Source organism: Nocardia sp. NPDC049935 (assembly GCF_055586645.1).
On sequence record NZ_JBVJHV010000008.1, the window covers coordinates 69,850 to 82,046 of the forward strand.

8 protein-coding genes are annotated in these 12,197 nt (G+C 70.1%); all 8 read right to left on the reverse strand.

What is annotated here, in order from left to right; all coding sequences use genetic code 11:
* Window positions 1-24: 24 nt before the first annotated feature.
* Window positions 25-1,482, reverse strand: coding sequence for a GTPase ObgE (obgE, locus tag ACZ6SF_RS27120; protein ID WP_466065689.1), 1,458 nt, complete (start codon window positions 1,480-1,482; stop codon window positions 25-27).
* A gap of 130 nt (window positions 1,483-1,612) precedes the next feature.
* The gene (gene rpmA / locus ACZ6SF_RS27125) at window positions 1,613-1,879 is read right to left on the reverse strand and encodes a 50S ribosomal protein L27 (protein WP_357428832.1); all 267 of its coding nucleotides are present in this window, start codon (window positions 1,877-1,879) and stop codon (window positions 1,613-1,615) included.
* Window positions 1,880-1,923: 44 nt separating this feature from the next.
* Window positions 1,924-2,235 carry a 50S ribosomal protein L21 gene (rplU, locus tag ACZ6SF_RS27130; RefSeq protein WP_068046299.1) on the reverse strand — a complete coding sequence of 104 codons (312 nt, stop codon included), beginning with the start codon at window positions 2,233-2,235 and terminating at the stop codon, window positions 1,924-1,926.
* A gap of 359 nt (window positions 2,236-2,594) precedes the next feature.
* Window positions 2,595-6,263: a translation initiation factor IF-2 N-terminal domain-containing protein gene (locus ACZ6SF_RS27135; RefSeq protein ID WP_466065691.1), complete on the reverse strand. Its 3,669-nt coding sequence runs from the start codon at window positions 6,261-6,263 to the stop codon at window positions 2,595-2,597.
* A 405-nt stretch (window positions 6,264-6,668) separates the two neighbouring features.
* Complete coding sequence (gene ndk / locus ACZ6SF_RS27140) at window positions 6,669-7,085, reverse strand: nucleoside-diphosphate kinase (protein ID WP_466065693.1); 417 nt, start codon at window positions 7,083-7,085, stop codon at window positions 6,669-6,671.
* A gap of 66 nt (window positions 7,086-7,151) precedes the next feature.
* Window positions 7,152-7,574, reverse strand: coding sequence for a DUF4233 domain-containing protein (locus ACZ6SF_RS27145; protein WP_466065694.1), 423 nt, complete (start codon window positions 7,572-7,574; stop codon window positions 7,152-7,154).
* 67 nt (window positions 7,575-7,641) lie between these two features.
* The gene (folC, locus tag ACZ6SF_RS27150; RefSeq protein WP_466065696.1) at window positions 7,642-9,096 is read right to left on the reverse strand and encodes a bifunctional tetrahydrofolate synthase/dihydrofolate synthase; all 1,455 of its coding nucleotides are present in this window, start codon (window positions 9,094-9,096) and stop codon (window positions 7,642-7,644) included.
* Window positions 9,093-11,771, reverse strand: a complete 2,679-nt coding sequence (locus tag ACZ6SF_RS27155; protein WP_466065697.1) for a valine--tRNA ligase — start codon at window positions 11,769-11,771, stop codon at window positions 9,093-9,095. The genes folC and ACZ6SF_RS27155 overlap by 4 nt, the downstream gene beginning before the upstream one ends.
* Window positions 11,772-12,197: the final 426 nt, after the last annotated feature.

Sequence of the window (12,197 nt, forward strand, 5' to 3'; positions counted from 1 at the left end):
CCGCGGTTACCCAGGTTCACCTGCCTACTCTCCGTCCTCGTCGTCCACCAGGCCACGCCGCACCCGCGAGGCGTGCTTACGTTCGGCCGCGCTCACGCGGTCGGTCTGCTCCAGCCGGATATCGGTGCCGCGACCGGTGGGCACGATATCGGCGCCCGCGGTGATCTGCGGCTCCCATTCGAAGGTCACCTCACCGATGGTCACCGGGGCGCCGGGCTGCGCACCCAGGCGCACCAGTTCGTCCTCGACGCCGAGCCGGGCCAGCCGGTCGGCGAGATAGCCGACCGCTTCGTCGTTGTCGAACTGGGTCTGGCGGACCCAGCGCTCGGGCCGGGTACCGCGTACCAGGAACCCGCCCGGCTCCTCCGGATCGGCCACCACCGTGAAGCCCGATTCGTCCACGGCGATGGGCCGGATCACCGGCCGTTTCGGCGCGGCCTTCGGATGGTCGTCGCGGTACTGCTGGACGAGTTGGGCCAGGGCGAAGGTCAGGGGCCGCAGTCCGGCGTGAGAGACCGCGGAGATCAGGAAGACCGGCCAGCCCCGCTCCAGCAGATCGGGGGTGACCAGCTCGGCGAGGTCCTCGGCGTCGGGCACATCGGCCTTGTTGAGAATCACCACGCGCGGCCGGCCGGCCAGATCGCCCAGGCTCGCGTCACCGCTGAGCGCCGGTTTGTAGGCCGCGAGTTCGGCCTCGAGCGCGTCGATATCGGAGAGCGGATCGCGGCCGGGTTCGAGAGTGGCCAGATCGACCACATGCGCCAGTACGGCGCAGCGTTCCAGATGCCGCAGGAAATCCAGGCCCAGCCCCCGGCCCTCGCTGGCGCCCGGGATCAGGCCGGGCACATCGGCGACGGTGAAGGTGGTCTCCCCCGCGTGCACGACGCCGAGGTTGGGCACCAGTGTGGTGAACGGGTAGTCGGCGATTTTCGGCTTCGCGGCGGAGAGCACCGACACCAGCGACGATTTACCGGCCGACGGGAAACCCACCAGGCCCACATCGGCCACCGATTTGAGTTCGAGCACCACATCGCGGGTCTCGCCCTCCTCACCGAGCAACGCGAAACCGGGCGCCTTACGCGCCCGCGACACCAGCGCGGCGTTGCCCAGCCCACCGCGGCCGCCCTTGGCCACGACGAACCGGTTGCCGACCCCGACCAGATCCATCAGGACCTCACCGCCGGCATCGAGCACCACGGTGCCGTCGGGCACCTTCAGCAGCAGTTCGCCGCCCTTCTTCCCGTCCCGGTTGCCGCCTTCGCCGGGTTTGCCGTTACCGGCCTTGGCGTGCGGATGGAAATGGAAGTCCAGCAGGGTGTGCACATTGGCGTCGACCTCGAGGATCACATCCCCGCCGCCGCCACCGTTGCCGCCGTCGGGCCCGCCGAGCGGTTTGAACTTCTCCCGGTGCACCGACGCACAGCCGTGCCCGCCCTTTCCGGCGCGCACATGAAGAACGACACGGTCGATGAACTTGGCCATGGCCGGATCATCCTCTCTGGGGATTGGCGGGCGGGGAGGACACGGTGGTGATTCGGGTGCCCCGGAAACGCGAAAGCGGGCCGAGGGTGTATCACCCTGACCCGCTCGCTGTGGTGGAGTCGTCAGCCGGTCAGGCTTCGACCGGCTCCGGGACCACGATGTTGATGGTCTTGCGACCACGCTTGGTGCCGAACGCGACGGCACCGGCTTCCAGCGCGAACAGGGTGTCGTCCCCGCCGCGGCCGACGTTGACGCCGGGATGGAAGTGGGTTCCGCGCTGGCGGACCAGGATCTCGCCGGCCTTGACGGTCTGCCCGCCGAAGCGCTTCACGCCGAGCCGCTTGGAATTGGAATCGCGGCCGTTCCGGGAGCTGGATGCACCCTTCTTATGTGCCATTGCTGATACTCCTTCAGCGCGGGCTGCGAAGCCCTGCGGGGTGGTTACTTGATGCCGGTGACCTTCAGGACCGTCAGCGGCTGACGGTGACCCTGGCGCTTGTGGTATCCGGTCTTGTTCTTGAACTTGTGGATGCGGATCTTCGGGCCCTTGGTCTGCTCGACCACCTCGGCCGACACCGAAACCTTCGCGAGCTTGTCGGCTGCGGTGGTCAACTCGGCGCCATCGACGACGAGCACCGGCGACAGTGCCACGGAGGTGCCCGGCGCACCCTCGATCTTCTCGACCTTCACCAGGTCACCGACCGCGACCTTGTACTGCTTTCCGCCGGTCTTGACGATCGCGTACGTTGCCATCGGTCGGCTACCCTTCTTCCTCTTAGTGCTAGGCACTCGTCTCATGCGGAGGCATCCTCGGTTCGCACCGGGATGCACCGCACGACTGGTCTGATAAAACCGCCGCCTCAGCACCTGGTGGCTCCGGTATCGGGAACCGGCCACGGAACAGCACACCGCTGTCGCCGGGCAACGACTGGCCAAGATTACCCGATGCCGGTTCTCCCGGCCAAACCGGTCCCCCTGTGCCGCCGCCGAGCCCGCGCGGTATCCCGGCCGGGCGCGCACTGGGGTGACGCAGGTCTCCCTACCGGGCGGAACGCGGCAGCGCCCGGCCCCTTCCGGGCCGGGCGCTGCCGGTGACGAATCGGCGGCCGCGTTCAGTCCTCGTCGACCGGCGGCCCGGCCGGACGACCGGCGGCCCGGCGGCGTACCCGGGGAGCGGGCACCTCGGCCTCGACCGGCTCGGCTGCGAAATCGACCACCGGCGCCGCCGGCTGTTCCTGCGCGGAGAGCACGAACACCGCGCCCGCGCTGTCGGCGGCCGGAGCGGAGGTCGAGCGCGCGACCCGGCGGCGTCCCCGCCGGGCGCCGGCGGCGGGGGCCTGCCCGGATTCCGTGGCGGCCGGTGCGGCGACCGGCTCCACCGGCTCGGTGACGGCCGTTTCCGGCGCCGCGGCGGGAGCGGACGCCACACCGTTCGAGCCGACCGCGGTGGCGGCGGCACCGGACTCCGCGGGAGCGGTTTCCGGAGCGGCGGTCTCCCGGACGGGTTCGGCCGCCGGTTCCGAGGCGAGGGACGAGTCGGTCTCGTCGCTCGCCCGGGTGACGGTCTCCGCTTCCGCCGAAGCGGTCGCGGGGGCAACCGCCTCTACCGCGGTAGCGGCCGCGGGCTCCCTGTCCGTGGAAGCGGCCGTCGGGTGCGCCTCCGCCGCGGTGTCGGTATGCGCTCCGCTGCCGTTGCGCTCGGCGGCCGGGCGATCGGCGGACGTGCCCGCGGCCCCGGCGGACCGGCGGACCCGGCCGCGGCGGCGCCGTGGTTCGGGAGCCGCTTCGGCCGCGCCCTCGGTGGCCGGAGCCGGGCCGGATCCGGTGGCCTCGGACGTGGTCTCGGCGCCACCGGCGGTATCGGCTCCGGTCTCCGCGACCTGCCGTCCGGCCGTCTCGGAGCCGGACCCGTCCGTGTCGTCGTCGTGGTGGGCCGCCATCGCCAGCGCCACCGGATGCGCGCGCTTGGCTGCCGCGTCCTCCTCCGACACCTCGGCGGCCGGTGCGGGCGCCGCGGCCTGAGCGGCCGGTGCGGCGGCGGATTTGTCGCGGTTGCGGCGCCGGCGCGAACCCGATTCACGGCCGCGGCCGCCGCCGTCCTCCGAGCCGCCGGTCTCCACCGGGTAGCTGTGCACCAGGATGCCCCGCCCGTGGCAGTGCTCACAGGTGGTGGAGAAGGCCTCCACCAGCCCGGTCCCCAGCTTCTTGCGGGTCATCTGCACCAGGCCCAGCGAGGTCACCTCGGATACCTGATGCCGGGTGCGGTCACGGCCCAGGGCTTCGGTGAGCCGCCGCAACACCAGGTCGCGGTTGGACTCGAGCACCATATCGATGAAGTCGACCACGATCATGCCGCCGATATCGCGCAGCCGCATCTGCCGCACGATCTCCTCGGCGGCCTCCAGGTTGTTGCGGGTGACGGTCTCCTCGAGATTGCCGCCGCCGGAACCGGTGAACTTGCCGGTGTTCACGTCGACCACCGTCATCGCCTCGGTACGGTCGATCACCAGCGTGCCGCCGGAGGGCAGCCACACCTTGCGATCCAGCGCCTTGGCCAGCTGTTCGTCGATCCGGTAGGTCTCGAAGACATCCGCACCGGCGCTGTCGTGCCGGGAGACCCGGGCGAGCAGGTCCGGCGCGACGGTGCCGATATAGCTCTCGACCGTGTTCCAGGACCGTTCGCCCTCGATCACCAGCTTCGAGAAATCCTCGTTGAACAGGTCGCGGACCACCTTGACCAGGAGATCGGGCTCCTCGTAGAGGGTCTTGGGCGCGTTCGACTCGCCCTCCGCGGCCGCGGTGATCGTGCGCCAGGCGGCCTGCAACCTTTCGACATCGCGGGTCAGTTCCGCTTCGCTGACCCCCTCCGACGCGGTCCGGATGATGACGCCCGCGTCGGCGGGCACGATCTCGCGCAGGATCTCCTTGAGCCGTTTGCGCTCGGTATCGGGCAGTTTGCGGCTGATCCCGGTGGAGGTGCCGCCCGGTACGTACACCAGGAACCGGCCGGCCAGGCTGATCTGAGTGGTCAGCCGGGCGCCCTTGTGCCCGACCGGGTCCTTGCTCACCTGGACCAGAACCTGATCACCGGGTTTGAGGGCCTGCTCGATCTTGCGTTCCCGGCCGCCGAGCCCGGCGGCCTCCCAGTTGACCTCACCCGCGTACAGCACACCGTTGCGGCCGCGGCCGATATCGACGAACGCCGCCTCCATGCTGGGCAGCACATTCTGCACCTTGCCCAGGTAGACGTTGCCGACCATGGACGCCGAGCCGGTGCTGGTGACGAAGTGCTCGACCAGGATGTTGTCCTCGAGCACCGCGACCTGGGTGGCCGCCGGATGCCCGGGGAACTCCTTCTCCCGGACCACCATCACCCGGTCCACGGCTTCGCGCCGTGCCAGGAACTCCGATTCGGTGAGAATCGGCGGGCGGCGCCGGCCGGCCTCGCGGCCGTCGCGGCGACGCTGGCGTTTGGCCTCCAGCCGGGTGGACCCGCTGATGCCCTGGACCTCGTCGGAGGCCGCGCGGGCGCGGGTCTTGTTCCGTGGTTCGCGCTCGTGGACGACGGTGTTGGGCGGGTCGTCGTCGGCGGATTCCGACTCCCCGGACTCGCCCGCGACCTTGCGCCGCCGGCGCCGGCGCCGGCGGCGGCTGCCGCCACCGTCGGATTCGTCGCCGCCACCGGACTCGTCGGCGCCGGACTCCTCGGACCCGGTGTCCTCGGCGCTCGCCTGTTTCTCGTCGGACTCCTCGGCGGTATCGCCCTCCGGCTCCGAACCCTCGGAATCGGCATCGCCCTCGGAATCGGACTGCTGTTCGCCCCGGCCCCGGCCCCGGCCACGGCGGCCCCGGCGGCGGCGGCGCGGCTGATCGTCGGAGTCGCCGTCGCCCTGCTCGGACTGATCGTCCGCATCGGACTCGGATTCGGATTCGGTATCGCTGCCGGCGGGCTCCGGCTCGGCCTCGGGCTCCTGTTCGGCCTTCCGGCGCCGGCGCAGTTCCTGGACCGCCGCGGCATCCGGCGAGAGGAACAGCGGGGCCGCGACGACAGCCGCTTCGAACACGACGGGTTCGGTGATCGCGGACGTCTCGGGCACCGGGCTGGCGAACAGGTTCGCGGCGGTGAACGCGGGCGGCGGCGGTGCGGCGGGAGCGTCCGGTGCGCCGGTCTCGGTGGCCGACGCGGATACGGAGGTCGCCTCGCCCGGGGTATCCGCCGGCGCGGGCGCGGCCGATTCCGTCCCGGTGCGACGGTCCGCCGGGGCGGCCGTACCCGTGGCCGTGGGTTCGGCGGCGGCCGCTGCGGGGGCCGGCGGCTCCGCGGACCCGGCAGCGGTGGTTTCCCGTGCGGGAGCGTCCGGCGTCACCCCGGCCTCGGGCGCAGCGGCGGCGGGTGCTCCGGCGGAGGCCGTGCCGATGCTCGGGATTTGCCCGGACCCGGTGCCGGGCGCAGCGGCGGGAGTCCGCTCGGGCGCGGGCTCCGGTGCCGCGGCGGCCGGGGTACCCGCGGGAACGCTGTCGGCGGAAGCGCCGGCGGCGTCGAACAGGCCCGGCTCGGCGGGGGTCAGGTTGGGGGTGGTCAGTGATTCGCGGACCGACTCCGCGACGGCCCGGTCCACGCTCGACTGCGGACTACGAACTTCCGTCCCCAGTTCGCTGAGTTTGGCCAGGATGCGTTTACTGGTCACGCCCAGACGCTTGGCGAGGGCATGTACTCGGATTCGCTCCGGCAAGTGATCGTCGTCCTGTGATGTTGTGTCCAGCGGCTCTTGATCGGCCACGAAGTCTCCTCGGGCCCCCGGGCGCGTTCCTCATCGAGTGACGCGGCCGTCGCGGGGGCGCTATCCGTCTGCCTCGCGCGGTTGGCACGAAGTCAATGGTCTCGCCCCGCGTGCCCGGTTATCTCCACTATCGAACGTCGGACGGGCTAACTGGCCACGCGGCGCCTGGCATATGGCTGAACTCCGCGGGGCGAGCACTCGTCCAGCGCGCCGGGCAGACGCGGCCGAGAAATCCGGCCGTACGTCCGCGGCAGCGATGGCGGCATCGTTCCGCAGTGTGTCATCCGGCCGAACCCACTGTCGAGTACGGCCGAGTACCAGTATCCCACACCGTGCGCCAGGTGTTCGCCATGGCGCTGCGCGAGGCACTCGCACGGGGACTGCCCGCCCGTCACCGGGCAGTGATCAGAGGGGGAATTCGGGGAACCAGAGCGCGATTTCACGCTTGGCGGAGTCGGGCGAGTCCGATCCGTGGACCAGATTCGACTGGGTCTCGAGAGCCAGGTCACCGCGGATACTGCCGGGCACGGCCTTCTCCACCGGATCGGTACCGCCGGCCAGCTGCCGGAACGCCGCGATCGCCCGCGGCCCCTCGAGAACGGCGGCCACGACCGGGCCGGAGGTGATGAACTCGATCAGCGAACCGAAGAACGGCTTCTCGGCGTGCTCGGCGTAGTGGGCGCCCGCCAGTTCCTCGGAGACCTGCTTGAGCTCCAGGGCCGCGATGGTGAGACCCTTCCGCTCGACCCGGCTCAGCACCTCGCCGACATACCCGCGAGCCACGCCGTCCGGTTTGATCAGAATCAATGTCTGCTCTGTCACGCGGTCAGCCTAACCAGACCGGCCCGGTGGCCCGCATCCGCCCGCCCCGCCGAGGAGCGCGGCCGGTCACCGGGGTGCGGCGCCCCCGGTGCGCTGGCTCGGCAGCGTGCCCTCCTCGAGCCTGCGCTTCACATCGGCGCGCAACAGCAGGATGATCGCCCACACCAGCAGGAAGACGACCCCGATCACCGCGATCGACACATGGAACACCCCACCGGCCAGCACCAGGACCTGCAGTCCCAGGTTGAACGGGATGGCCCACGACCGCCGCTGCAGCCCCGCGCCGGCGAACATCACCACCGCCAGCACCACCAGATAGGTCCCCGACACCCAGGTGATCCCCCCGGCGATATCGGCGACCACCGGCAGGGCCAGCAGCACCGTGATCGCCTCCAGCACCAGCGTCCCCGCCATCACCCCGCGCAGTCCCTTCCACGGGTCGGGCGGGGCCGGGGCCGTCGGCTCGGAGCCGGGGTCGGGCTGGCTCATACAGCGGTCCTTAGTTCTGGCGGCGCCTCCGGCGCCGCGGGATCGGAGCCCCCGAGGTCTCGGGTCTTCACGCCGGTGTCCTACCGAACAGGGCACGGGCGGCGCCGGCCGTGGCCACCGAGCCGGTGACGACGACACCGGCCCCCGACACCATCTCCCCGGAGTCACCGACCTCCTCCGCGAGGGCCACGGCAGTTTCCAGGGCATCGGGCAGACCGGCCGCGGTGACCACGCGTTCGTCGCCGAAGCGCTGGACCGCGAGATCGGCGAGCCGTTCGACCGGCAGGGCACGGGGCGAGCCGTTGGTGGTGACGACGATCTCGTCGAACACCGGTTCGAGGGCGTCCAGGATTCCGGCGGCGTCCTTGTCACCGAGCACCGCGACCACCCCGACCAGTTTCCGGAAGTCGAATTCCGCCGTGAGGGTGGCCGCCAGCGCCGCGGCGCCGGCGGGGTTGTGGGCGGCGTCGATGAACAGGGTGGGCGCGTTACGCATCCGTTCCAGCCGTCCAGGGCTGCTGACCTCGGCGAAGCCCGCCCGGACCGCCTCGATATCGAGCTGACGCTGGGCGCCGGCCCCGAAGAACGCCTCGACGGCGGCCAGCGCGAGGGCCGCGTTGTGGGCCTGATGCTCGCCGTGCAACGGCAGGAAGATCTCGTCGTACACCCCGCCGAGGCCCTGCAGTTCGAGTTGCTGACCGCCGACGGCGATCTTGCGGCCCAGCACCCGGAACTCCGAACCGGCGCGGGCCACCGCGGCGTCGACCTCGACAGCGCGGCGCAACAGCACCTCCAGGGCCTCGGGGTCCTGTTCGGCGATGATCGCGACGGTATCGGTGGGCACCAGCGATTCGGTGGCGCGTTTGATGATTCCGGCCTTCTCCCCCGCGATGGAGGTCAGGTCCGGGCCCAGGTAGTCGGTGTGGTCGAGGCCGATCGGGGTGATCACCGCGACCTGTCCGTCGATCACATTGGTGGCGTCCCAGCTGCCGCCCATCCCGGTCTCCACGACCGCCACATCCACCGGCGCCTCGGCGAACGCCGCGAAGGCCATGGCGGTGAGCACCTCGAATTTGCTCATCGGCGGCCCGCCCGCGGTTTCGGACTGGGCGTCGATCATCTCGATATAGGGCTGCATCTCCCGGTACAGCTCCACGTACTGCGCGGGTGAGATGGGCCGGTTGTCGATACTGATCCGCTCGGTCGCCAGCTGCAGATGCGGGCTGGTGAACCGGCCGGTCCGGCGGTGCAGCGCGGTGAGCAGGGCGTCGATCATCCGGGTGACCGAGGTCTTGCCGTTGGTGCCGGCGATATGGATCGCCGGATAGCCGCGCTGCGGCGACCCCAGCACATCCATCAGGGTCGCGATCCGGGTCAGCGACGGTTCGATCTTGGTTTCCGGCCACCGCTTATCGAGTTCGGCCTCGACCAGCGCCATCTCCGCCAGCTCCACCGGCGACGGACCGGTGCCGAGCCCGGCGCCGCCCTGGCCGCCCTCGGGATAATCCTCGCCGGCGTTCATTTGCCGCTCAGTTCGGCCAGCCGCGCCCCGATCCGCTCGACCTCGGCGGCGGCGACCGAGCGCCGGGTACGGATCTTGTCGACCACCGGTTCGGGCGCCTTGGCCAGGAACGATTCGTTGCCGAGCTTGGCGTCGGTGCCGCTCAGTTCCTTCTGCGCGGCCGCCAGATCCTTCTCCAGGCGCCGCCGCTCGGCCTCGAGGTCCACCGTGCCCGAGGTGTCCACCTCGACGGTTACCGTCGTCGCGCTCAACCGCACCTCCACCGAGGCGGTGGCCGCGAAATCCGCGGCCGGCTCGGTGAGCCGGCCCAGCGCGCTCACCTCGGGATGCAGATGGGCCAGACCGGCGGCGTCGAGTCCGAGAACCCGCGCGGAAACCTTCTGCTTGTCGTTGAGCCCCTGATCGCTGCGGAAGCGGCGGATCTCGGTGATCAGCCGCTGCAGATCGGTGACCCGCTGCGTGGCGGCGGTATCGGCGGGCACGCCGGTCGGCTGCGGCCAGTCGGCGATCACCACCGATTCGGCCCCGGTCAGCGCCAGCCACAGCGATTCGGTGACGAACGGGATGACCGGGTGCAGCAGCCGCAGCACCGAGTCCAGCACCGCGCCCAGCACGACCCGGGTGGATTCGGCCCGCTCCTCGCTCTCGGCGAACTGGACCTTCGACAGTTCCAGGTACCAGTCGCAGAGCTCGTCCCAGGCGAAGTGATACAGCGCCTCGCAGGCCTTGCCGAACTCGTAGGCGTCGAACGCGGCGTCCACCTCGGCCAGCACCTCACCGAGCCGGTCGACGATCCAGCGGTCGGCGTCGGTGAGCGAATCGCGCGGCGGCAGATCACCGGGGCGGGCGCCGTTCATCAGCGCGAACTTGGTGGCGTTGAACAGTTTGGTGACGAAACTGCGCGACGCGAGCGCATGCGGTTCGCCCACCGACAGATCGCCGCCGGGCTGGGCACCACGCGCCAGGGTGAAACGCAGCGCGTCGGCGCCGTAATCGTTGATCCAGTCCAGCGGGTCGATGCCGTTACCGCGCGACTTCGACATCTTCTTGCCGAACTGGTCGCGGATCAGGCCGTGCAGGAACACATCCTTGAACGGAACCTGATACTGCCCACCCTTACCGGTGGTGACGACATCGTCGCCGGAGACGAACGTGCCGAACATCATCATCCGGGCCACCCAGAAGAACAGGATGTCGTAGCCGGTCACCAGCACGCTGGTCGGATAGAACTTGGCCAGTTCCGGGGTCGCGTCGGGCCAGCCCATGGTGGAGAACGGCCACAACCCGGACGAGAACCAGGTGTCGAGCACATCCGGGTCCTGCACCCATCCCTGCGGCGCCTCCTCGTCGGGTCCGACGCACACGACCTCGCCCTCGGGCCCGTACCAGATCGGAATGCGGTGACCCCACCACAGCTGCCGCGAGATACACCAGTCGTGCATATCGTCGACCCAGTCGAACCAGCGCGGTTCCTGGCTCGGCGGATGGATCACCGTATCGCCGTTGCGCACCGCGTCGCCCGCGGCCTTGGCCAGTTCCTCGACCTTCACCCACCACTGCATGGACAGCCGCGGCTCGATCGCCTCCCCGCTGCGCTCGGAATGCCCGACACTGTGCAGATAAGGACGTTTCTCCGCGACGATCCGGCCCTCGGTGGCCAGCCGCTCGCGGACCTTCACCCGGGCCTCGAAACGATCCATTCCGTCGAATTCGGTACCGGTACCGGTGATCCGGCCCCGTTCGTCCATGATCGTGGGCATCGGCAGGTTGTGCCGCAGCCCCATCTCGAAGTCGTTGGGGTCGTGGGCGGGCGTGATCTTCACCGCACCGGAACCGAACTCGGGATCGACGTAATCGTCGGCGATGATCGGGATCCGCCGGCCGGTGATCGGATGCTCCAGCGTGGTGCCGATCAACGCGCGATAGCGCGCGTCCTCGGGATGCACCGCGACCGCGGTATCACCGAGCATGGTCTCCACCCGGGTGGTGGCGACCACCACATGCGGTTCGGAATCGTCCAGCGACCCGTACCGCAGCGACACCAGTTCGCCCGGCACCTCTTCGTATTTCACCTCGATATCGGAAATCGCGGTACGCAGTTCCGGCGACCAGTTCACCAGCCGCTCGGCCCGATAGATCAGGCCCGCGTCGAAGAGCCGTTTGAAGATGGTCTGCACGGCCCGCGACAGACCCTCGTCCATCGTGAACCGATCCCGCGACCAGTCCACACTGTCGCCGAGGGCCCGCATCTGCCACTGGATCGCGCCACCCGATTCGCGCTTCCAGTCCCAGACCTTCTGCACGAACAGTTCGCGCCCGAAATCCTCTTTGGTCTTACCGTCGACCGCGAGCTGCTTCTCCACCACCGTCTGGGTGGCGATCCCCGCATGGTCCATCCCCGGCAGCCACAACACCTCGAACCCCTGCATCCGCTTCCGGCGAGCCAGGGTGTCCATCAAGGTGTGGTCCAGGGCATGCCCCATATGCAGGGTCCCCGTGACATTCGGCGGCGGCAGCACGATCGAATACGCGGGCGCGTCGCTGCCCGGGTCCGCCGTGAAATAACCCGCCGCTACCCAGCGCTCGTACAGGTCGGCCTCCACCTCGCCGGGATTCCAGCTCTTGGGGAGGGCATCGGCACGATTACGCGTGTTGTCAGGGGCTGCGCTGGTCACGCGCCTAATGGTATTGGCCCCGCCAGAAGACCGGCAGATCGGGGGCTGGAATATTGGAGACGCTCCGCGCCTCGAGGGCGGGGCCCTATTAACCCCGGTTCTTCACTCCCGGCGGTCGGTCGCTGCGCTCCCTCCCTCTGGTCGCTCCAGAACCGGGGCGGGCCCCGCCCCGGCGTAGGTGACCCCGGAGGTAAATGTGGAGGACGCGCTCGGGAATCCACACCCTTCCAGAACGTCACATCCTGGTGACCCGCTCAGCTGTCGCCTTCCCGGGCCGTGGGTCGCTGCCCTGGGCCTACCGGTGACTGCCCTGGGCCTACCGGTTCGAGAAAAGGTTCGGCCCGCGTCTGCTGTCAGCGCTCGAAGCGCATGTGGCGAAGCCACGAGTCTCGAGCGCTGACAGCAGACGCTCAGGAGGGCCGAACC